The organism is Streptomyces sp. RPA4-2 (genome assembly GCF_012273515.2).
Classification (GTDB): Bacteria; Actinomycetota; Actinomycetes; order Streptomycetales; family Streptomycetaceae; genus Streptomyces; species Streptomyces kaempferi.
On the sequence record NZ_CP050975.2, the window covers coordinates 290,993 to 312,775 of the forward strand.

Genomic DNA, 21,783 nt, shown 5'->3' on the forward strand with positions numbered 1-21,783 from the left:
GAGCGAGCCCGTATGTCACTCTCCGGCCTGATCGAGCAGCACGTCCGTACGCGGCCCGAGGCGACCGCCGTCATCCACCCCTCGGCCGGCGGCCGCGACGTCTCGCTCACCTACCGGGAGCTGAGCGTGGCCGCCAACCGTCTCGCCGCCCATCTGCGGGCGCTGGGGGTCGGTCCCGGGGACCGGGTGGTGACCGCGCTCGGGCCGGGCCCGGGTCTGGTGACCGCCTTCCTCGCCGTGGTGCGGGCCGGCGCGGCGTACGTGCCGGTGGACCCGGCCCATCCGGGCCTGCGCCGCCGGCTGATCGTGCGGGACAGCGCGGCCCGCGCCGTGCTGACCGAGGGCTCCGGCGCCGGGGAGTACGCGGGGCTGGACGCGGTGGCCGTCGACCTGGACGCGGACGCCGGCCTGATCGCGGCCCGGCCCGGGGTCCTGCCGGCCGTGCGGCCGGGGCCCGGGGACGCGGCCTACGTCTGCTACACCTCCGGGACCACCGGCACCCCCAAGGGCGTCGTCGTCCCGCACCGCGCCGTCCTCGACCTCGTCACCTCCACCGACTACGTGCGCCTGACACCGGACGACGTGGTCGCCCAGGCCGCCAACCCCGCCTTCGACGCGGTCACCTTCGAGATCTGGTCGACCCTCGCCGCCGGTGCCCGTCTGGTCGGGCTGGCCAAGGACACCGTCATCGATCCGGCCCGCTTCGCCGCCGCGGTCCGCGAGCACGGGGTGAGCACCGTGTTCCTGACCACCGCGCTGTTCCACCAGATCGCCCGCGAACGGCCCGACGCCTTCGCCCCGCTGCGCACCGTCCTGTTCGGCGGCGAGGCCTGCGACCCGCGCCGGGTACGGCAGGTCCTGGCGGCCGGCGGCCCCGAGCGGCTGCTGCACGTGTACGGGCCCACCGAGACCACCACGTTCGCCACCTGGCACGAGGTGACCGGGGTCGCGAAGGACGCGCGGACCGTGCCGATCGGACGGCCGCTGGGTGCCACCGTCGCCGTCGTGGTGGCCGCGGACGGCCGGCCGGCCGTGCCGGGTGGCAGCGGTGAACTCCTGCTGGGCGGGCCGGGGCTGGCCACCGGCTACCTGGACCGGCCCGAGCTGACCGCGCAGCGGTTCGTCGAGGACCGCTTCACCCCCGGCGGCGGCCGGCTGTACCGCACGGGCGACCTGGTGCGGCTGCGCGAGGACGGGGAGATGGAGTTCACCGGCCGGGTCGACAACCAGGTCAAGCTGCGCGGCTTCCGCATCGAGCTCGGCGAGATCGAGTCGGTGCTGACCGCGCACCCGGCGGTGTCCGAGGCGGTCGTGTCGGTGCACACCACCCCCGAGAACACCGCGAACACCGAGAACACCGCGAACACCGACAGCGCTGAGAGCACCGAGAGTGCTGAGAGCGCCGCGGGCGGGGAGCGGCGTCTGGTGGCGCACGTGGTGCCGGCCGCGCACCGGGCCGCGGCGCGGGAGAGCGAGCAGCTCACCGAGTGGAAGGAGATCTACGAGACGCTCTACGACGACGCCGCCGGGGCCGCGTACGGGGAGAACTTCGCGGGCTGGAACAGCAGTTACGACGCGCGGCCGATCCCGCTCGAGCAGATGCGGCAGTGGCGGGCGGCGACGGTGGAGCGCGTCCGGGAGCTCGGCGGGCGGCGTGTCCTGGAGATCGGTGTCGGCACCGGTCTGCTGATGGCGCGGCTGGCCGGCGCGCCGGAGTGCGAGGAGTACTGGGCGACCGACTTCTCCGCCTCCGTCATCGAGGCGCTGCGCGCGCAGACCGGGGCGGACGAGCGGCTGCGCGGCAAGGTGCGGCTGAGCTGCCGCGCGGCCGACGAACTGGACGGCCTGCCCGCGGGGCACTTCGACACCGTCGTCGTCAACTCGGTCGTCCAGTACTTTCCCCATCTCGCCTATCTGCGCTCCGTCGTCGAGGGCGTGCTGCCGCTGCTCGCGCCCGGCGGCTCGGTCCTGCTGGGCGATGTCCGCAACCTCGACCTGGCGCCCTGCCTGCAGACCGGGGTCGAACTCGCTTCCCGCGCCGGGCAGCCGCTGCCGGGCGACGGCGCGGACGTGTGGCGTGCCGTCGAGCAGCGGGTGGCGCTGGAGACCGAACTCCTGCTCTCTCCGGCCCTGTTCGCCGCCTGGGCGCGTGAACTGCCCGCCGTGCGCGCGGTGGACGTGCGGGTCAAGCGCGGCGGCGCGCACAACGAACTGACCCGCTACCGCTACGAGGCGGTGCTGTCCACCGCCGCCCCCGCTCTGGACCTCTCCCCCGCGCCCCGTCTGGTGTGGGGCCGTGACGCCGCCTCCGCGGCCGGCGTGGAGGCGTACCTGCGTACGCGGCGGCCCGCCGCCGTGCGGCTGGCCGGGGTGCCCAACCGGCGGGTGCACGGAGAGTGGACGGCGATGCGCGCCCTGCGGGACGGCGCGGCGGGCCTCGCCGGCGCCGCGGCCCACCTGGGCGACAGCGGGAGCGCGCCCGACCCGGAGGAGCTGTGCACGGCCGGGGAGCGCGTCGGCTACCGGGCCCTGCCGACCTGGTCGGCCGAGGAGGGCCGGCTCCTCGACATCGTCTTCGTCGACCCGGCGCAGGTGCCCGCCGGTCCCCTGACCGGTGTGTACGCGGGCCCCGAGGTACCCGCCGGGGCCTGCGCCAACACGCCGACCGCGTTCGGGAGCACCGTCGACATTGAGGTCGTCCTGCGCGCCTATCTGCAGGAGCAGTTGCCGGACTACATGATCCCGTCGGCGCTGATGACGCTGGCGGCGCTGCCGCTGAACGCCAACGGCAAGGTGGACCGTGCCGCGCTGCCCGCGCCCGCGTTCAGCGCCGACCGGCCCGGCACGCCGCCCGGCACCCCTCTGCAGGAGATCGTCCGTGACCTGTTCGCCGAGGTGATCGGGGTGCCGCGGCGCACCGTCCACGCCGACTCCGACTTCTTCCGGATCGGCGGGCACTCGCTGGCCGCGGCCCGGCTGCTGGCCCGGGCGCGGGCAGTGCTGGGCGCCGACCCGGGCAGCCGCGCTCTGTACGAGGCGCCCACCCCCGCGCTGTTCGCCGCTCTCGCCGGTGACCGGCCGGCCGACGCCACCGGGCCCGGCCGGGCCTGCGCCGGGGAGGGCTGCGCGGTGCTGCCGCTGCGGCTGCGCGGCGCGCTGAGCGTCCGGGCGCTGGAGGAGGCCCTGGGGGACCTGGGGCGCCGTCACGAGGCGCTGCGCAACAGCCGGCTGGGATCGGCGGGCACCCGGCTGCGTACCCTGGCCGCCGACGACCACCTGCTGGAACTCACGGTGCCCGCCGGCCTGGTCGACCTGTGGTCGCACACCCCGCTGGCCGCCGAACTGGCCCTGGCCTACGGGGCGCGGGCCACCGGTGATGCCCCGCACCGGGACGGCGGCATGCCGCAGGCGGCTCCCCGGGCGGCGGCCGGTGATCTTTCGCCCACCGTGCTGCCGGGCAGCGGGCCGTCCCCGGCCGGCGGCCGGGACGGCGGCCGTCTCGACCTCGACTGGGACGCGGGCCTGCACGAGCGGCTGGTCCGGCTGGCCGCCGAGCAGGGCGCCACCTTGTTCATGGTGGTGCACGCCGCGCTCGCGGCCCTGCTCGCCCGGCTCGGCGCGGGAGACACCATCACCCTGGCCGCGCCGGTGCCGGCCCGCGACAGCGCCGCGCTGCGCCGCGCCGTGGGACCCTACGGGCGGGTGCTCGCGCTGTCCGTGGACACCTCCGGCGACCCGGCCTTCACCGAACTGCTGCGGCGGGTGCGTACCGCCGACCTCGCCGCCTACCGCGCCGGCGGCGCGGCCCTGGCCCGGCCCGGCGGCATCGCGCTGAGTGTCCTCACGGAGAGCTGCGGCGAGTACGAGGCGGCCGGGCTCACCGTGCAGGCGGCCCCGCCGCAACTCCCGGCGCAGGACGCCGACCTCGGCCTGACACTGACCGAACGGCACACCCCGGCCGGTGCGCCGGCCGGCATCACCGTCAGCGCCGCCTTCGACCACGAGAGTGTCGGTGAGACGGCCGCCGCGCACCTGACCGGCCTGCTGACCGCGCTGCTCGAAACCGCTCTGGACGCGCCCGCCACCGCCCTCAGCCGGCTGCGCGCCGCGCCCGGTATCCCCGCCGACGGTGCGCGGCGGTGGGCGGGGGAGGCGCTGGAGCTGCCCGAGGCGGGCGTCGCCGCCCTGTTCGCCGCGCAGGCCGCCCGTACCCCCGGCGCACCGGCCCTGGCGGGCATGGACTACGCCGAACTGGACGCCCGTTCCGACCTGTTGGCCCACGCCCTGCTCGCCCACCGGGCCGGCCCCGGCACCGCGGTGGCCACCGCGATCGCCTCACCGACCGGCTTCGCGGTCGCCGTCCTCGCCATCGCCAAGACCGGCGCCGCCTGCCTGCCCCTCGACCCGGCCCGCCCGCTGCCCGCCTCCGCGCGGCCCGCCGTCCTGCTCCTCGACGAGGCCGCCGACCGCGTGCTGCTTAAGCCGTCCCCGAAGCCGCCCGCCTGGTCCGCGACCCGGCCGCCGACCTGCTGCCCGCCACCCCGGCCCGGCCCGTCCGCCCGCCGCACCCCGCGCACCCGGTGGTCCTGGCCCCCGCCACACCGGACACCACCGGCACGGCGGACGCGGCTTGGCACGGCGGCGGGCTCGCTGGTGGAGATCGGCCCCGAGAGCGTCGTCGCCGCCACCCTCGCCCCGGCCGCCGACGCGGCCTGGCTGAGCGCCGGTTACCCGGACGCGGACACCGCCCTCGGCCTGCTCGCCGCCCTCGTCTCCGGCGCCCGTGTCCACCTGCCCGCCACCCCCCTGGACGGTGCCGCACCCGCCGCCGTCCTGGACTGGCTGCGCGGCTGCGGCGCGAGCGTGCTGCTGGGCGCCGTAAGCGAGGCGCTCCCGGCCCGCGCCGCCGCCGAGCACCTCACCCTGAGCGTGCCCGGCGGCTGGCCGGAGGGCCATCTGCGGGTCGAACACACCCCCGCCGGGCCCCGGCCCGCCCCCGGCCACCGCGCCTACGTCCTGGACGCGCAGCTGCGGCCTGCCGCGTAAGCCGCACCGGAAGCCTCTACATCGCGGGCGCCGGCGTCGCCCACGGCTACACCGGCGCCCCCGCCGCCACCGGCGAACGCTTCCTGCCCGACCCGCTGGTAAGCCCCCGGCGGGCAGACCGCCCTCATGTGGCGCACCGGCCGCGCCGCCCGTATCGACGCCGACGGCCGGCTGACCGTCCTCGGCCCGCCCCCGGCCGACGACCCCTTCGCCGACGAGTACGCCACCTTCGTCGTCCTGTCCGACGCCCGCGACCGCCACGCCCTGTGGCCGGCCTGCGTACCCGCCCCCGAGGGCTGGCACGAGACCCACGCCGAGGACCTGTACGAGCTGTGCCTGGACCACCTGCAGACCACCCGCTGAACCCGGACCACCCGCTGGACCGGCCCCGCGCCCGCAAGCGCCCACCGCACCGGCATTCGCACCCGTACCCGCTCCTGTAGCCGTAAGGGACCCGCCATGACCGTCATCGCCCCCGCCCGCCCCACGCGTTCCTCCCGCCCGGCCGCCGCCCCCGCAGGTCCCCTGCCCGCCCCGAGCCGTGGCGACCCCCGCCACCACGTCCTCGACCTGACCGCCCGCGAGGCCCGCGCGGCGCACGCCCTGGCCGCGTCCTGCGCCGAGACGTTCAAGGCCGCCGACGACCCCCGGTTCGTCGACGAGGCCCCGGTGATCGCCCACGAACTGCCGCTCGCGGTCCGCCGCCACCTCAACTCCGCCCGCCGCGACGAGAACACCCACGCCACCCTGGTCCGCGGCCACCTCGTCGACCAGGCGGCCCTGGGACCCACCCCCGGCCACTGGAGCGCGGCCGGCACCGAGGCGAGCCAGGTCCACGGCTGCCTGCTGGTGCTGTACGCGGCGCTGCTCGGCGACATCACCGGCTGGGCCACCCAGCAGGCCGGCCGGCTGGTGACCGACATCCTGCCCAGCAAGGGCTACGAACACAGCCTCGTCTCCGCCTCCAGCGCACTGGAACTGGCCTGGCACACCGAGGACGCCTTCTCCCCCCACCGGGCGGACTGGGTCGGCCTGTTCGCACTGCGCAACCCGGGCCGGGTGCCCACCACCGTCGCCCACGTCGACGTACGCCAGGTGCCCGCGGACGTGCGCGCGGTGCTGGCCCAGCCCCGGTTCGCAGCCCTGCCCGACACCTCCCACGAGTTCGCCGCCGACGCTCCCGCGGCCGAGCCGGTCGCCGTCCTGTCGGGCCACCGCGACCTGCCGGTGCTCCGCATCGACCGGGACTTCTTCACCGCGCTGCCCGGCGACCGGGCGGCCGAACGGGCCCTGGCCTGGCTGGTGGCGCACCTGGACGCCAACCTCACCGACGTGCTGGTGCCCACCGGCGCCGTCTGCTTCCTCGACAACCGCAACGTGGTGCACGGACGGCGCCCCTTCAGCGCCGGCTTCGACGGATCCGACCGCTGGCTCAAGCGCGTCAACCTCGTCCGCGACCTGCGGCGCACCCGGCCCGGCCGCCTCGACGGCGCCACCCGCGTCATCGGCTGACACCCCGCGCACGGCCCCGTCCACCCCCCGCCCGCACGGCCCCGTCCGCCCCGGCCCGCCCGCGCTTACCCGCCCGACCTCTGGAGACCGCCATGCCCAGCACGCCCTCCCGCCCCGCCGTCCTGCTCGTCGAAAGCCGCCGGGCCGCCTTCACCGACAGCGTCCTGGCCCGCGACGACGTGGACGTCGTCCTGCTGCGCTTCGACTGCGTGCCGCTGAGCGAGGACTACCTCCGGCGCACCGCGCACCTGCCCACGTTCACCCTGCGCACCGCCGCCCCCCTGCACGAGGAGGCCGCCCGCTACCTGCGCTGGATGAAAGGCACCCGGGGCCTGCCCCGGCCGCGGTTCTTCTGCAACCCCAACGAGGCGCTGCAGGACCGCGCCCAGCGCTTCGCCGCCCTCGTCGACCTGCCGCACCTGACCCCCCGCCAGGTCGCCTGGGTCCGCAACAAGAAGACCATGAAGGACCGTTACGCCGAACTCGGCATCCCGCACGCCGCCTACCGCGCCGTGCACAGCCTCGACGACGTCGCCGCGTTCGGCGACACCCACGGCTGGCCGGTCGTCCTCAAGCCCGTCGACTCCGACTCCTGCCTGCACACCTACCGCGTCGACTCCCCCGCCGCGCTCGCCGCGATCCCGCCGCTCGACCCCGCCCTGGACTGGATGGCCGAACAGTTCATCCGCGGCCGCGAGTTCCAGCTGTGCGCCGTCGTCGCCCGCGGCCGCGTCGTGGACGCCTACCTGTCGAAGAACCCCCGCCCGATCCTGGAGGTCCTCGACGGCGCGATCAACGCCAACATCACCTACGCGCCCGGCGAACGGCTCCCCGTCGACGCACGGGCCCTGGCCCAGCGGCTCACCGACGGCCTGCACCTGCCCTTCGGCTACCTGCACGGCGAGTTCTTCCTCACCGACGACGGCTCCTTCTTCATGAGCGAGGTCGCCGCCCGCCTCAGCGGCTGCGAAGTCCCCGTCAACCACTCCCTCGCCTACGGGTTCGACTTCCTGCACGTCATCCTCGACACCTACCTCGACCGCGTCCCGCAGCCCGTCTACACCCGCGACCGGGCGGTCGGCGACCTGCTGCTGCCCACCCGGCCCGGCCGCGTGGTCCACATCAGCTCCGAGGAGGAACTGCTGCGGCTGCCCGGCGTGATCGGCGCCCACCTGGACGCCGCACCCGGCGACGTCCTCGACCCGCCCCGCGCCTCGCACGCCTCCACCGGCTACGTCCACGTCGAGGGCGCCACCGCCGACCAGGTCGAACAGCGCATGCAGGCCGTCCTCGACCACTTCGAGCTGAAGGTGGACCACCCGTGAACGCCCTGAGCACCCCCACCGCCCCGCCCGCCACAAGGACTCCGGCCGCCACGAACACCCCGCCCGCCGTGCGGACTTCGGCCGCCCGGACCGCCCCCGCCGTCACGATCCCCGCGAACACCCCGCCCGCCGTGCCGACTTCGGCCGCCGGCACCGGGCCCGGTGCCGGGCAGCAGCCGCTGTTCGCCCCGTACACCTCGCTCGGCGACTACACGCGGGCCGTGGCCGGCGGCCGGGGACCCCTGCCGGTGTTCACCGGCCCCCGCACGGACCTGCTGGACGGCATCGCCCTGGCCGAAGAGGTCTACAGCGGCCTGCGCACCCCCGAACCCTGCGACACCGGCGTCGTGGCCGGCGGCCCGCTGCCCGCCGCGCTGAACGCGCTGATCCGCCCGCTGGCCCGCCACTGGGTGGACGACCCGCACGACCTGCCGGACACCGGATCCGTCCTGCTGGTCGGCGTATACGCCGGCCTGCGCGCCGACGCCGTGCAGCACACCCTCGACGCCGCCCACGCCACCGGCCGCCCCCTGTCCCTGCTGACCGGCCGCGACGTGCACAGCCTCAGCTGGATGGCGGCCAAGCAGTACGCCCGCGTCACCCCTGACGCCCCGGTCGGCGTCCTGTCCGAACTCGACACCGCCGCCCCCGCGCCGCAGGCCGACGTATGGCTCGGCGCCGCCGACGTCCACCGCCTCGACGTCCGGCAGATCGCGCTGGGCCAGGTGTGGCGGCGGGTGCTCTTCCACGGCAACGGCAAGGACGACCAGCTCAACCTCGGCCAGTTCACCCTGTGCGGAGCAAGCCCCGCCGCGGCCGCGCCCGGGATGCCCGGACCCCGCTGCGCCTACGGCCTGGGCTGCACCAAACCGCAGGACAAACTCATCCCCGCCCGCGGCATCCGGGCCGCCGAACTGGTGCTGGCCAACTGCTTCAGCGGCGCCCTCGCCGGCCACGCGATGTACGACCCGAAGTACCTCATCCTCCTCAACGCGCTCGACGGACCCGCGCAGACCGTCGTCGCCACACTCACCGCCTGCGACGGACAGCGACCGGAGAACCTGGCCTGGCTCACCGCCACCGCGGACGCCGGCAGCGCCGCCGTCGCCATGAACCGGCAGCTGCACGACATCAACCCCTACCCCGCGTTCGTCCAGGTAGGCCTGCAGTCCTCCGGCCTCGGCCCGTCCCGCCCCCACTCCCCCGCCGACACCCACACCCGCACCGCCGACGCCTTCGAGTCCTCCGGTCCCCTCAACTCCCTCAACTCCCCTGGTTCTTCCGGCTCTTCCGGCATCTCAGGGCTTTCCGGCCCGGGCACGGCGGGCGGTGCCCGGGAAGGGTCCGCGGACACACACGAAGACGTGCCCGGAGACGGGACCGGGAACGGGGAGGAAGGCGCGGCAGCCCCGTACCCGCCGCTGCACCGGCTCGGCGCCCGCCTGTCGGGCCTGCTCGACAGCGGGCTGCTGGGCCCCGACTACCCGCTGCGCCCCCGGCTGCGGGCGCTGGCGGACACCGTGCTGCGTGACGCGGTGCGCACCGTGGCCCGCTCCGCACCGGACGCCGGCCCGGCACTGGCCGCGATCGCCGCCGAGACCAAGTCCCTCGACCTCGCGCTGGCCCACCGCTTCGCCAAGCACCACGACGACCCCGTCCTCGCCTTCCCCACCTACTTCGGCGAGCGCAGCACCGCCGGGACGCCCGTCGCGCTCGACACCCCGTGCGCCTGCGGCCGGCCGCTGCGCTCCTACCGCCGTCACGGCCGGGTACCGGCGATCGCCGACACCGTCCAGACGGTGTGCGCGCGCTGCGGCGACGTCGCCAACGCCCACACCGGCGCCGTCGAACTGCGCGTGAAGGCACCCGCCGAGGCGGCCGCGGGCAGCACCCTGCACGTGGTGGTGGAGGCGGTGGCCCCCCGCGACGGCACCCTCAACCTGGGCATCGTGCTGCCGCTCTACCTCGACGCCCGGGTGGGCCCCGTGCTGCGCCGTGTCGACGCGGTCGCCGGGCGGCGCGCCCACGCCGAGTTCACCCTCGACCTGGCCCCCCGGGCCACCCCGCAGGCCTACTACTTCTGCCCCTTCGCCGTACAGGACCTGGGCGTGAGCGTCTCCCGGGTGCACTTCACCGTCCTGCCCCGTCCGTAGAAAGGCCGCCATGAGCCCCGCCACCGCCGCGCCCGCACGCGCCCCGCGTCCGCGCGGTCCGCTCGGCCACCGCCCGTTCCGCCGGCTGGCCGCCGGGCGGGCACTGGTGTACTGCGCCAACGCGATGGCCCCTGTCGTGCTGGCCTTCGCCGTCCTGGACGCCTCCGGCTCGGCCACCGCCCTGGGCCTGGTCGTCGGGGCGCGCTCGGTGGCCAACGTGGCGCTGCTGCCGGCCGGCGGGGTCCTCGCCGACCGGATACGGCGCACCCTGGTCCTACGGGGTTCCGCGCTGGCCGCGTGCGGGGCGCAGACCGCGATCGCGCTGAGCGTGCTGCTGGGTGTCACCTCCCTTCCCCTGCTGACGGTGCTCAGTGTCCTCAACGGCGCGCTGGCCGCGCTGTCGCTGCCCGCCTCCGCCGCGCTGACCCCGCAGACCGTGCCGGCCGGCCTGATCCGCCCGGCCGGCGCGCTGATGCGGATGGGCACCAACCTCGGCATGATCGCCGGTGTGTCGCTGGGCGGCGCGGTCGCCGCCGGGTGCGGGGCCGGCTGGGGGCTGGCCTGCAGTGCGGCGGCGTTCGGCGCGGCGGCCTGGTGCTTCCTCGCCGTGCGCACCGGGTCGGCCCGCCCGCCCGGACCCGCGCCGGGCCGTACCCGTCCGCTGCGGGAACTGCGGGTAGAGCTGGCGGGAGTTCACCGCGCGCCGCTGGGTGTGGATCGTGGTGGGGCAGTTCATGGTGGTCAACGCCGTGGTCGCGGGCGGCGTGCAGGTGCTGGGACCGGCCGTCGCCGATGCCACGTTCGGGCGCGGGGTGTGGGGCGCGGTGCTGGCCGCGCAGATGGCCGGGGCGCTGCTGGGCGGTGTGTTCGCCGCCCGTTCCCGGGCCCGGCGGATCCTGCTGGTGGGAGTGGCGGCGGTGGCGGTGGAGGCGCTGCCGCTGGTGGTGCTGGCCCGGGGCGGCGGGGCGCTGCTGCTGGGCGCGGCGATGTTCGCCAACGGCATCGCGCTGGAGCAGTTCGGGGTGGCCTGGGACGTGTCGCTGCAGGAGAACATTCCCGCCGACCGGCTGGCGCGCGTGTACTCCTACGACGCGCTGGGCTCGTTCGTGGCCCTGCCGGTGGGCGAGATGGCCGCGGGTCCCGTCGCCGCGCACGCCGGGACGAGCGGCGCGCTGCTGGGCGGGGCCGCGCTGGTGGTGTGCGTGACCGCGGCGGCGCTGTGCAGCGCCCAGGTGCGCTCGCTGACCGCCGCCCCGCCCGTGACGCGCTCCGCCCGGCCGGTCCGGCCCGCCCAACCCGCTCAACTCGCCTAGCCCGACGGGCCCGTTGGGCCGCGTGGGCCGCGTGGTCCGCCGCCCGGTCCGTGTCCGGCCGTTGCGGGTGTGCGGTGCGGGAAGGTGTGGTCGCCGGTGCGCTGTCGGGCCGGGTGCGGGAGGGTGTGGGCTGTGCGACGGCGCCCGGGGCCGTCCGGTGCCGGGGGCCGGTCCGGGGACACGGCCACGTGCGGGACGGGCGTGCGGGTGGCGGGTGGCGTGCGCGGGACGAGCGGGGCGGTGGGCCGTGCCGCCGCGCGCCCCCTGGGCGCGGGATGTGTTTCCTCCCCGGCCCGCGGGCCGGGCCCCTTTCACGCGAGGAGCGGTCGATGACACGCTGGCTGGTCACCGGGGGCGGCGGCGCGCTGGGCCGCGAGGTGCGGGCGCTGCTGGCCTGCGGGCAGGTCACCGCGCTCGGCCGGGCCGCCCTCGACATCACCGACCCGCGGGCCGTCCGTGCCGCGGTCGCCGGCCACGACGTGGTGGTCAACTGCGCCGCCTGGACGGATGTCGACGGCGCCGAGAGGGCCGAGGCCGCCGCGACCGCCGTCAACGGGACGGGCGTACGTCACCTGGCCCTCGCCTGCCGTCGCACCGGCGCCCGGCTGCTGCACGTCTCCAGCGACTACGTGCTGCCCGGAAACGGCACCGAGCCCTACCCCGAGTCGGCTCCGACCGGCCCGGTCAACGCCTACGGCCGCAGCAAACTGGCCGGCGAACGGGCGGTCGCCGAACTCCTGCCCGACACCGGCTACATCGTGCGCACCGCCTGGCTGTACGGCGAACACGGACGAAACTTCGTCGCGACCGTCCTCGGCCTGGCCGCCCGCAGGGACACCGTCGACGTCGTCGACGACCAGCACGGGCAGCCCACCTGGTGCTACGACCTGGCCGGGCTGCTGGTCGCGCTCGGCCGCGCCGGCGACGCCCCGCCGGGCGTCTACCACGCCACCGCCGCCGGCCGCACCACCTGGTACGGCCTGGCCCGGGCCGCGTACGAACTCAGCGGGCTGGATCCCGACCGGGTGCGCCCGACCTCCTCCGCGGCCTTCGCCCGCCCGGCGCGCCGGCCCGCGTTCAGCGTCCTGGGCCACGCCCGTTGGGCCGCGGCGGGCCTGCCCGCCCTCCCCGACTGGCGCACGTCGCTCGCCGAGGCACTGCGCCGGCCCGCCTTCACCACCCTCACCTCCTGCGACGTCGCCTCCTGACCCGAACCGGCTCAGCCCGGCCGCACGGGCCGCGGCGCGACGCACGGCACGGCGCGACGCACGGCACGGCGCGGCGGCACGGCGCGGCGGCACGGCATGCTCCGCGAGGCGGCGTTGTGGTCCGGCGGGTGGACACCCCGGTCCGTGGCGGGACCGCGGCGGTGCGGCGGTGCCCGGCCGCCGTGCGTCGGCGCGCGGGCGCTTACGCACGCTCCACCAGGCGGCGTTACGGTCCGTCCGGCGACCCCCGGCCACCCGCCCGACCCGGACCCCGGGTGCTTAAGCCCAGGTGCCGACCCCGGGTGCCGACCCCGGTGCCGGTGCGTGTCGGCGCCGCTCGTGGGCGGCGGTCCGGTGAACGGGGGTCCGGTGGGCGGGTGTTGTCAGTCCCGGCGGGCGGCGGTCCAGGCGGCGAGCTGTTCGGGGGTGACGTCCGGGTCGGCGACCAGGGAGGCCAGTTCGTCGTCCGCGGGGTGGCGGGTGGCCAGTGCCGGGCAGCGCCGGCAGCCTTCGACGCCGGCCTGCGCCCACCACTGGCAGCCGGCCCGCAGATGGCAGCGCGGCACCGCGCCGCCCGCCGGCGCCGGGTAGGCCGCCACCACCCGTTCCACCAGGGTGCAGTCACCGCCCCGGCGGTTGGCGCAGTCGGTGACGCAGTGCGAGGCGAACCGCAGGATCCGGCGCGGCTCGATGTCCTCGGGGATCTGGTCGAGCACCGCGGCGGCCGGGACCGCGTCGGCGAGATACGTCACCTGTCCGTCGAGGCCGGAGCGCACGCCCAGGACCAGCGACTCCGGCGCGTGCGCCGCCCCGCTGGGGCACCAGCTCGTACGGGTGTCCGCCTCGGCGGCGGCCGCGTCCGGGCGCGCGTGACCCCGCGTCAGCACGGCAGCACGGAGGAGACGTCGACGCTCATTCCCCGGGCCGCCGGGGACAACGGCGCGCTCGCGGCGGCCCGTTCTTGGGCCACGGCCCCGGCGATGCCGCGGGCCAGCTGCGCCCGTGAGGTGATGCGCTCCGGGCCGGCCGGTGTCTGCGCGGGTGCCGCGCCGGCGGCGGCCAGGACGAGTCCGGTGGCCGCGACGGCGGCCGCGACGCCCGTGACGCCGCGGGGGTGCTTCATACGGCCTCCTCCGTGTCCCGGGGCGACGGCGGGGTGACGGGCCCGGGCGTGACCTGGGCGCTCGCCGCGCCCGCGGCGGCCAGGACCAGTCCGGTGACCGCGGCGACGGCCGCGACCGTACGGGAGTGCCTCATGCGGATGCCTCTCGTCGTGCGTGGACGAACCTCGACGCCCCAGCGTGGCCCGGGACTTCACAGAGTCCCTCGAGGCCCGCTGGAGGGCGGCTCGAACGATCTCCGGAAACGGCCGAAGGGTTCACGCCGGAGTGCTTCAATGGCCCCCGTGAGGGCCTGAATTGACCAGCAATAACCAGCAGGGAGCGAGCACGGGGATGCGGAAGTCGTATTACGCGGCACACGTCTACATGATCCTGGGAGTGATCTCCGGTCTGTATTACCGGGAGTTCACCAAGGCCAAAGATTTCGACGGTGAAACCCAGCTGGCGCTCATGCACACCCACCTGCTCTCGCTGGGCATGATGGGCTTCCTCATCGTCCTCGCCCTGGACAAGCAGTTCAGGCTGTCCGGGACGAAACTGTTCACGTACTTCTTCTGGTTCTACAACGCGGGCATCGCGATCACCGTCGCCATGATGTTCGTGCACGGCACCGAGACCGTGCTCGGCGACCACGTGCCCGAGGCCGTGCCGCTCACCGCGGGCCTGGGGCACACCCTGCTCACGGTCGGGCTCATCCTGCTGTTCGTGCTGATCGGCAAGCGCCTCAACGAGCCCGCCGAAACCGGACCCGCCGAGCCGGAGCAGCAGGCCGAGACGGCCGGCACCCCGGTCTGAAGCACCGGACTCCCGGTCTGAGCCACCGGACCCCCGGACCGGCACGCCCCCGGACCACCGCGCCTCTGGACCACCGGGCGTCCGAGGCCGCGAGCGCGCGGGCCCGCGGTCCGGGCCGCCGTCGTGTCAGGCGGGCTGGGCCGCGGGGCCGAGCAGGACCTCGGTCAGCGCGGCCAGCCGCCGGCCGGTGAGGCCGGGGCGCAGACGGCGGCCCCCGGTGAGGGCGGCCAGGCCGTGCCAGGCGCTCCACAGGACCTCGGCCAGCAGTTCGCCGTCGCGGCCGGCCGCGACGGGCGCCACGGCGAGGCCGATCTCGGCGAGGACGTCCGCGAGCGGCGCCGGCGTGTCCCCGCAAGCGCCTCCCGAAGTGCCTTCGGGGGTGCCTGCGGGGGCGTCGCCGTCTCCCGGGTCGAGGGTGAGCATGGCCTGGTAGAGGACCGGCCCCCGCTCGGCGAAGTCGACATAGGCGCGGGCCACCGCGTCCAGCGCGGCGCGCGGCTCCGCCTCGCCCAGGCGGGCGGCGCGCAGCGCGGCGGCGAGTTCGGCGAAACCTTCCAGGGCGACCGCGTGGACGATGGCGTCCTTGTTCTTGAAGTGCTGGTACAGCACGGGCTGGCTGTATTCGATACGGTCCGCGAGACGCCGCGTGGTGACGTAGTCCCAGCCTTCGGCCTCGGCCATCTCGCGGGCCGTGGTGAGGATCAGGCGGTGGCGCTGGGCCTGCTCGCGCAGGCGTCGTTCTCGGAGCGTCATGGACCGACTTTAGCACTTTCAGCGATAATCGAGCTGTCAGTGATAGGGTTTCTGTCTTTGAAATTCGCGGGGGGGTGCCGGCCCGCCGTACGGCGGGGCGGTTGCCGTCGTGCGGCCGCGTTCGAGCGGCCTTCGAGGCGCGGGCGCCAGCATCGGGGCACGACTGCCCACAGAGAGGGCCACCCATGCTGACGCCGACTCCCCTGGAGGAGCTGCTCGACCTGGCCGCGGACGTCATCGGCTGCGACCGGCGCGTCCTGCCGGCCGGGGCGGCGGGCTCCCCCTTCATCACGCTGGGCGGCGGCCTCGGGCAGGCCGTACGGCTGCAGGCGCGTGCCGAGCAGCAGCTGGGCCTGGCCGTGGACCTGGCCCAGCTGCTGGGCCCCGCCCCCCTCGCGGACGTACTGGCCCGGGCGCGGCCGGCGCCGGTGCGGGCCGCGGGCGGCGGGGACCGGGCCGGGGCGGTACGGGCGCTGCTGCCGGGCCAGTCGGCGGCGCTCGCCGCCGAACGGGCCGCCGGCGGCGGCGTGGTGGCCCGGATCGTCAGCGCCGAGCTGTCCGGGCCGCTGGAGACGGGTGCGCTGCGCCGCGCGCTGGCCGCCCTGAGCGCACGGCACGAGGGCCTGCGGACGGCTTTCGCCGCCACCCCGCGCGGCCCCGTACGGCGGGTGCTCGCCGTCTGCCCCCCGCCGCTGGTCACGCTGGAGCCGGTGACGGCGGCCCCGGGCGAGGACCTGGTGGCGGCGGCGCACACACGGCTGGCCGCGCGGGCGGGGCGGCTGGTCGGCCGGCCCGGCCTGCCGCCGCTGGCCTTCGTGCTGACCCCGCTGGCGGCCGGTTCGCATCTGCTGTCGTTCGTCCACCACGACGCCGTGGCGGACAGCCGGTCGGCCGCCCTGCTGTGGCAGGAACTGCTCGCCGACTACGACCGCGCCGTGAGCCGCCGCCCGCTGGACCGCACCCCCCGCCCCGGCCCGGACAGGCCGGCCCCGGACGTGCCGGGCCCGGCGCGGGTGCTGCCGGCCAAACGCGTCGAGCGGCTGCGCTCCCTGGCCGCCGGCCTGGACCTGGCTCCCGCCGCGCGTCCGGCGGCCGCCTTCGACTTCCGCGGCGAGCGGCTGCTGTTCGGCCTCGGCACCCGGCTGCGCGACGCGGCCGACGCGACGGCCCGGCGGGCCGGTGTGCCGCACAGCACGGTGCTGCTGGCGGCGTGGGCGCTGGCGGTGGGCCGGCGCGCGGGCCGCGAACGGCTGCTGGTGGGCACCGAGATGCCGCGCCGGCCCACCGCGGAGCTGCTGCGCACCGCCGTGCCGTGCGCGGCGACGGTGCCGGTGGCCTGTGAACTGGAGGGCGGCGTCGACTACTTCCTGCGCGGTATCGCCTGCGCGTTCAGTGAGGCCCTCCAGTACGCGGACGCCGACGACGCCGATGCGGCGCGCGCCGTGGGGGCGCCCGCGGACCACTTCCGCCCCGCCGCGCCGCAGGTGACGTTCGCGGCCCGCGACGAGCTGCTGCCCGAGAGCCTGCGGGCGGGCGGACTGACCGCGCGTTTCCACCACGGGCACCCGGGCGCCGTCACCGCGGACGCCGCCCTGACGGTGCTGCGCTGGCGCGAACAGCCCCTGCTGAGCCTGGAGTTCGCCTGCGCGCGGCTCACCCGCGCGCAGGCCGCGCAGCTCGCCCGCGCGCTGCGCGCCGCGCTGACGGCACTGGTGACCTCGTCCCCGCACACGCCGGTCGACGACCTGCTGGAGACACCGGCCGCACGGGACGAGGCGCCCGCCGCCCGCCCTCTCGCCGTACCCCTGCCCTGACCCGCACCCCCTTCCGGACCCCCGGACCCCGAACTCCGGGCTGTGGGTTGCGGGTTGCGGGTTGCCGTACGGCGGCCGGGGGCATCCGGTGCGCGCGTACCGGGGGAGTGCACGCGCGCACCGGAGCCGGGGACCGGGCGGCCGGCGGATCGGCACCCGGAGGCGAACGGACCGAACAGGTCAGGCAGGTCAGGCAGGTCAGGCAGGTCAGGCGGTGAACTGCGGGAGGCGGGCGGCGGTTTCGGCGGGGCCGGGCATCGCGGCGATCTCGGCGGCGACCTTGCGGGCCGCGTCCCGGTAGCTCTCGTCGCCCAGGATGCGGCGGGCCTGTTCGGTGACCGCGTCGGCCGACAGGTCCCCGGCGAAGATCACTTCGCCGGCGCCCGCGTCGCGCACGGCGGTGCCGTTGGCGGGGCCGTCGGCACCCTGCGGCAGGATCAGCTGGGGCAGGGCGGCCGCCAGCGCGGCCAGTGTGGTGCCCGCACCGCCGTGCTGCACCACCAGCGCCGCCCGCTTCAGCGCCTCGGGCTGGGCCACCCACTCCACCGCCACCACGCGCTCGGGCAGTTCGCCCAGGTCGGCGACGGCCACCACGGGGCCGGTCGCCACCAGGACCGGCACCTGGAGCGGCAGCAGCCCGTCGATGACCGTGCGCAGCACGTCCACCGAGCCCAGTGCGGTGCCCAGGGTCAGGTAGACGAACGGGCCGTCCGTGTCGCGGACGGCCGCGGGCAGTTCGCCCGGCTCTCCGTAGGCGACGGGGCGCTGCTCGATGCGCGGCAGCGGGGCGGCCAGGAAGCCGGGGTCCTGCAGGGACGGCGGGCAGATGTCGATGTACGTGGAGGCCAGTGCCAGCAGCTGGCCGTACGGCACGTCCACGCCGAGGTCGGCCGCGGTGGCCAGCAACTCCTCCTGGATCCGGGCCTCTTCGGGGCCCATCGCCATCACCCCGACGCCGTGCGCGACGGCGGGCACGCCCGCCAGCCGGGCGGCGAAGGCGGCGCCCGGGTTCATCGCCTCGTAGACGACGAGGTCGGGGCGCCGGCCGGCGAGGACGGGGGCGAGGTCGGCGGCCACCCAGCGGGGCAGCACCGAACCGAACACCTTCACATGCAGGTCCGCCAGCACCTCCGGCGGCACATCCTGGGCGCCCAGGTCGGCGCCGTCGTGCTCGAGGGAGTCACTACCGCGCACTGCTTCCATGAACGCCTCGGGGACCGAGCGGCCCGCCGTCACCGGCTCCAGGCCGGCGGCCCGCAGGGCCGGGTGGAGCTGCTCGCCGGTGGCGAACACCACCTCGTGGCCCGCGGCGCGCGCGGCCTTCGCCAAGGGAAGCAGGGGATAGACGTGCCCGAAGTTGCCCGCGCTGGCAAAGAGGATTCTCATACCGCCTCAGCGTAGGGACGCCCGCCCCCTTTGTCTAGCGGTGACAATATATCTAGCGTTGATAGAAAGCGGGGAGGGAGGAGCGGGCGGGCGCGGTGGGCGGCCCTTCGCGCCCCTCCCCCGGGCCGGGTGCCGGGGTGCGCCTCGAGGTGGCGTGCGGGGTGTTTCGAGGCGCCCTCCAGCAACGGCCGATCGCCCTGCCGGATCGTCGTGGGCGGCGGCCTGGCCCTGGGCGCGCGGGACACGGCGAAGGAGTCATGTTTTATGACCATCACCCAAGCGGTGCCCCCGGGCGCCCTCACCGGCCTCGGGCGGCGCTTCACGCTGTCGGCCCAGACCCTGGACAGCCCGGTGACACCCAACCCGGTCTTCCGCGAATGGTTCGCCGAACAGCGCCGCACCAACCGCTACGAGGTGCGCCGCATCCCCTTCCGCGAGCTGGTCGGCTGGCGCTTCCAGGGCGCCACCGGGAACCTGGTGCACGACAGCGGCCGGTTCTTCTCCGTCGAGGGCCTGCACGTGCGCACCGAGTGGAACGGACACGCCGAGTCCTGGTCGCAGCCGATCATCAACCAGCCGGAGATCGGCATCCTGGGCATCGTCGTCAAGGAGTTCGACGGCGTCCTGCACTGCCTGATGCAGGCCAAGATGGAACCCGGCAACATCGAGACCGTCCAGCTGTCCCCCACCGTGCAGGCCACCCGCAGCAACTACACCGGGGTGCACCGGGGCGCCCCCGTGAACCACATCGAGTACTTCGCGCCGCCGCGGACCGCCTCGCGGGTGCTGTTCGACTCCCTGCAGTCCGAACAGGGCTCCTGGTTCCTGCGCAAACGCAACCGGAACATGGTGGTGGAGGCGCTCGGCCCCGTCCCCGAGCACGAGGACTTCGTGTGGCTGACGCTCGGCCAGATCCACCAGCTGCTGCACGAGTCGAACGTGGTCAACATGGACGCCCGTACCGTGCTGTCGCTGATCCCGTCCTTCTCCGACGAGGGGCCGCCGCTGCACTCCATGGAGCACCTCCTCAACCGGCTCACCGAGATCAAGGCGCACCGGGAGCTGGTGCAGACCAGCATGCCGCTGTCGGCCGTACGGCGCTGGCGGCGCACCGAGGACGGGATCTCCCACGACAGCGGCCACCACTTCACCGTCATCGCCGCGTCCGTGGCCGCCGCCAACCGCGAGGTCACCCGCTGGACCCAGCCGCTGCTCGCGCCGGCCGAACAGGGCCTGTCCGCGTTCCTGGTGCGCCGCATCGGCGGCGTGCCGCACCTGCTGGCGCACGCCCGCTCCGAGGCGGGTGTGCTGGACGTGGCGGAGCTCGGCCCCACCGTGCAGTGCCAGCCGGGCCGCGCGCTGACGCTGCCCGCACCGCGGCAGCCGCGGTTCCTGGACCTGGTCCTGCGGGCCGAGGCGGGCTCGCTGCTGTACGACACCGTGCAGTCCGAGGAGGGCGGGCGTTTCCACCACGCGGGCAACCGCTACGTCCTGATGGAGGTGGGCGGCGACTTCCCCGTCGACGTGCCCGAGGACTTCCTGTGGGTGACGGTGGACCAGATGTCCGCGCTGCTGCGGCACAGCAACTACCTGAACATCGAGGCCCGTACGCTGCTGACCGGGCTGCGCGCGGCCTGGGCGCGCGGCGGGGCGTACGCCCGGTGAGCGGGCCGGGAGGACCGGTGCTGCGGGTCGGCGTGCTGGGCTGCGCGGACATCGCCGGGCGGCGCATGCTGCCCTCGATGGCCCGTCAGCCGCTCGTCGAGGTCAGCGCCGTGGCCAGCCGCAGCCTCGACAGGGCGCGGGCGTTCACCGACCGGTTCGGCGGCACGCCGGTGGCCGGCTACGCGCGGCTGCTGGAGCGTGCGGACGTGGACGCGGTGTACGTGCCGCTGCCGCCCGAGCTGCACGCGCAGTGGACACTGCGGGCGCTGGAGGCCGGCAAGCACGTGCTGTGCGAGAAGCCGTTCGCGCTGCGGCAGGCCGACGCGGACAAGGCGGTCGCTCTCGCCCGCGAGCGCGGCCTGCTGCTGATGGAGAGCTTCATGTTCCTGCACCACTCCCAGCACGCACACGTCCGCCGGCTCCTGGACGACGGGCTGATCGGCGAACTGCAGCTGTTCGGCTCCGAGTTCGGCATCCCGCTGCGCCCCGACAGTGACGGCGCCGCGCGGCGCGCCAGCACCCTGCCCGAGGTCGCCGCCTACCCGCTGCGCGCCGCCCAGCTCTTCCTCGGCCCCGGCCTGCGGGTGGCCGGCGCCCAGGTGCGCCCGGCCGGCCCGCACGGGCCCGCTCCCGCGGGCGGCGCGCTGCTGACGGCCCCGTCCGGGGCGGCCGCCCAGCTCGCCTACGGTGTCGAGCACGCCTACCGCAGCGGCTACGACCTGTGGGGCAGCGAGGGGCGGCTGCGGCTGGAACGCGCCTTCAGCACCCCCGACGAGCACGTCCCCGTACTGCACGTCGAACGCGGCGGCGCCGTCCAGGAGATCCGGCTCGCGCCGGACACCCACTTCACCAACATCGCGGGCGTCTTCGCCCGCGCCGTCCTCGACGGCGAGGACTTCACCCCGCACACCGAGGCCGTGCTGGCCCACGCCCGGCTCGTGGACGAGGTGGAACAGGCCGCCGCCACCCGGCCGCCCGCCCTCTGACCACCCCTCCCCCGTCCCGCGTCCCCGTCCCCCGCCTTCGGTAGGCCGCCACCTGACCGGCGGCCGCCGCGGGCACGGGAATCGGGGCGGGGACGGGGGGACGGGGCACGGGGCGGCCCGGCGCGCACCGCGTGCGCGCCGGGCCGCTCCTGCCCCCGCCCGCCGGGGCCGGGGTTACGCGTCCTGGCCGGCGTGGATGTCGACGCCGAGCTGGCGGAAGAGCCCGGCCATGTCCAGCTGGTCCCAGTGCTCGGCCAGCAGCCCGTCCTCGACCCGCCAGAAGTCGATCGACTGGAAGCTGAGCGGACGCCCGGTGGCCTCGACGCCGAAGAACGTGCCCTGGTGGGTGCCGGAGTACTCGAAGCGGCCGGCGATCCGGTCCCCCTCCACGACCAGGTCGTGGGTGACGACCTTGACGTCGGGGAACGCGGCGAAGATCTGCTCCCAGAACGCCGTGTTGGCCTCGATGCCGTCCTCGACGACCGGGTTGTGGTCGATGTGCCCGGGCGCGGTGTGCGCGCTCATGGTGCTCACGTCATGACTGTTGATCATGTCGACGAAGCGCTGGACGAGTTCACGGTGGTTGTCTGCCATGCCTGTGTGCCTCTCTGGGCTCGCGTCACTGGACGGCCGGGCGGAGCGGCCCCGCAGGTCACCCCGCGGAGCCCGCCACCGGCCGCTGCCCCCGAGGATCCCCACCGCCTCT

The 21,783-nt window shown here is 75.9% G+C and carries 17 protein-coding genes and 1 pseudogene; 12 read left to right on the forward strand and 6 right to left on the reverse strand.

Annotation, left to right across the window (positions count from 1 at the left end; translation table 11 throughout):
- Positions 1 to 12 precede the first annotated feature (12 nt).
- The 8 genes and pseudogenes from HEP85_RS00970 (at position 13) to rfbD (ending at position 12,557) form a co-directional block, all read left to right on the forward strand.
- The gene (locus HEP85_RS00970) at positions 13 to 5,046 is read left to right on the forward strand and encodes an amino acid adenylation domain-containing protein (protein WP_369657528.1); all 5,034 of its coding nucleotides are present in this window, start codon (positions 13 to 15) and stop codon (positions 5,044 to 5,046) included.
- A 126-nt stretch (positions 5,047 to 5,172) separates the two neighbouring features.
- Entirely contained in the window at positions 5,173 to 5,409 is a 237-nt protein-coding gene (locus HEP85_RS00975; protein WP_168525273.1) for an MbtH family NRPS accessory protein, read from the forward strand.
- Between the two features lie 96 nt (positions 5,410 to 5,505).
- Complete coding sequence (gntD, locus tag HEP85_RS00980; RefSeq protein WP_168525275.1) at positions 5,506 to 6,558, forward strand: guanitoxin biosynthesis L-enduracididine beta-hydroxylase GntD; 1,053 nt, start codon at positions 5,506 to 5,508, stop codon at positions 6,556 to 6,558.
- A gap of 92 nt (positions 6,559 to 6,650) precedes the next feature.
- The gene (locus tag HEP85_RS00985; protein ID WP_168525277.1) at positions 6,651 to 7,883 is read left to right on the forward strand and encodes an ATP-grasp domain-containing protein; all 1,233 of its coding nucleotides are present in this window, start codon (positions 6,651 to 6,653) and stop codon (positions 7,881 to 7,883) included.
- Positions 7,880 to 10,036, forward strand: coding sequence for a hypothetical protein (locus tag HEP85_RS00990; RefSeq protein WP_369657529.1), 2,157 nt, complete (start codon positions 7,880 to 7,882; stop codon positions 10,034 to 10,036). Before HEP85_RS00985 ends, HEP85_RS00990 begins: the two co-directional genes overlap by 4 nt.
- A 10-nt stretch (positions 10,037 to 10,046) precedes the next feature.
- A pseudogene (locus HEP85_RS00995) lies at positions 10,047 to 10,649 on the forward strand (MFS transporter); the annotation flags it as partial.
- A gap of 106 nt (positions 10,650 to 10,755) precedes the next feature.
- Positions 10,756 to 11,349, forward strand: a complete 594-nt coding sequence (locus HEP85_RS01000) for a hypothetical protein (protein WP_248001761.1) — start codon at positions 10,756 to 10,758, stop codon at positions 11,347 to 11,349.
- A gap of 329 nt (positions 11,350 to 11,678) precedes the next feature.
- Complete coding sequence (gene rfbD / locus HEP85_RS01005) at positions 11,679 to 12,557, forward strand: dTDP-4-dehydrorhamnose reductase (RefSeq protein ID WP_369658097.1); 879 nt, start codon at positions 11,679 to 11,681, stop codon at positions 12,555 to 12,557.
- A gap of 383 nt (positions 12,558 to 12,940) precedes the next feature.
- Here rfbD and HEP85_RS01010 read toward each other — a convergent pair whose 3' ends face one another.
- From HEP85_RS01010 to HEP85_RS01020, 3 genes are read right to left on the reverse strand one after another with little or no spacing between them, the layout of a single operon-like run.
- Complete coding sequence (locus HEP85_RS01010; RefSeq protein WP_329524810.1) at positions 12,941 to 13,444, reverse strand: hypothetical protein; 504 nt, start codon at positions 13,442 to 13,444, stop codon at positions 12,941 to 12,943.
- Positions 13,438 to 13,680 (reverse strand): hypothetical protein, encoded by a 243-nt coding sequence (locus HEP85_RS01015; protein ID WP_329524811.1) that lies wholly within the window; start codon positions 13,678 to 13,680, stop codon positions 13,438 to 13,440. Before HEP85_RS01015 ends, HEP85_RS01010 begins: the two co-directional genes overlap by 7 nt.
- Positions 13,677 to 13,814, reverse strand: a complete 138-nt coding sequence (locus HEP85_RS01020) for a hypothetical protein (RefSeq protein WP_168525281.1) — start codon at positions 13,812 to 13,814, stop codon at positions 13,677 to 13,679. The genes HEP85_RS01015 and HEP85_RS01020 overlap by 4 nt, the downstream gene beginning before the upstream one ends.
- Before the next feature lie 197 nt (positions 13,815 to 14,011).
- Here HEP85_RS01020 and HEP85_RS01025 point away from each other — a divergent pair, with 197 nt between their 5' ends.
- On the forward strand, positions 14,012 to 14,473 hold the full coding sequence (locus HEP85_RS01025; protein ID WP_168525283.1) for a DUF2871 domain-containing protein: 462 nt from the start codon (positions 14,012 to 14,014) through the stop codon (positions 14,471 to 14,473).
- 126 nt (positions 14,474 to 14,599) lie between these two features.
- Here the strand turns inward: HEP85_RS01025 and HEP85_RS01030 are convergent, their stop codons facing one another.
- Positions 14,600 to 15,226, reverse strand: a complete 627-nt coding sequence (locus HEP85_RS01030; RefSeq protein ID WP_329284281.1) for a TetR/AcrR family transcriptional regulator — start codon at positions 15,224 to 15,226, stop codon at positions 14,600 to 14,602.
- 185 nt (positions 15,227 to 15,411) lie between these two features.
- Here HEP85_RS01030 and HEP85_RS01035 point away from each other — a divergent pair, with 185 nt between their 5' ends.
- Entirely contained in the window at positions 15,412 to 17,040 is a 1,629-nt protein-coding gene (locus HEP85_RS01035; RefSeq protein ID WP_369657530.1) for a condensation domain-containing protein, read from the forward strand.
- Positions 17,041 to 17,247: 207 nt separating this feature from the next.
- Here the strand turns inward: HEP85_RS01035 and HEP85_RS01040 are convergent, their stop codons facing one another.
- Complete coding sequence (locus tag HEP85_RS01040) at positions 17,248 to 18,426, reverse strand: glycosyltransferase (RefSeq protein WP_168525291.1); 1,179 nt, start codon at positions 18,424 to 18,426, stop codon at positions 17,248 to 17,250.
- Positions 18,427 to 18,690: 264 nt separating this feature from the next.
- Here HEP85_RS01040 and HEP85_RS01045 point away from each other — a divergent pair, with 264 nt between their 5' ends.
- Positions 18,691 to 20,091, forward strand: a complete 1,401-nt coding sequence (locus tag HEP85_RS01045; RefSeq protein WP_168525293.1) for an NDP-hexose 2,3-dehydratase family protein — start codon at positions 18,691 to 18,693, stop codon at positions 20,089 to 20,091.
- 17 nt (positions 20,092 to 20,108) lie between these two features.
- A complete protein-coding gene (locus HEP85_RS01050) occupies positions 20,109 to 21,077 on the forward strand; it encodes a Gfo/Idh/MocA family protein (protein WP_369657531.1) in 969 nt (322 codons plus the stop codon).
- A gap of 174 nt (positions 21,078 to 21,251) precedes the next feature.
- On the opposite strand, the gene HEP85_RS01055 is transcribed toward HEP85_RS01050, so the two are convergent.
- Positions 21,252 to 21,671, reverse strand: coding sequence for an ester cyclase (locus HEP85_RS01055; protein WP_168525295.1), 420 nt, complete (start codon positions 21,669 to 21,671; stop codon positions 21,252 to 21,254).
- Between the last annotated feature and the right edge of the window lie 112 nt (positions 21,672 to 21,783).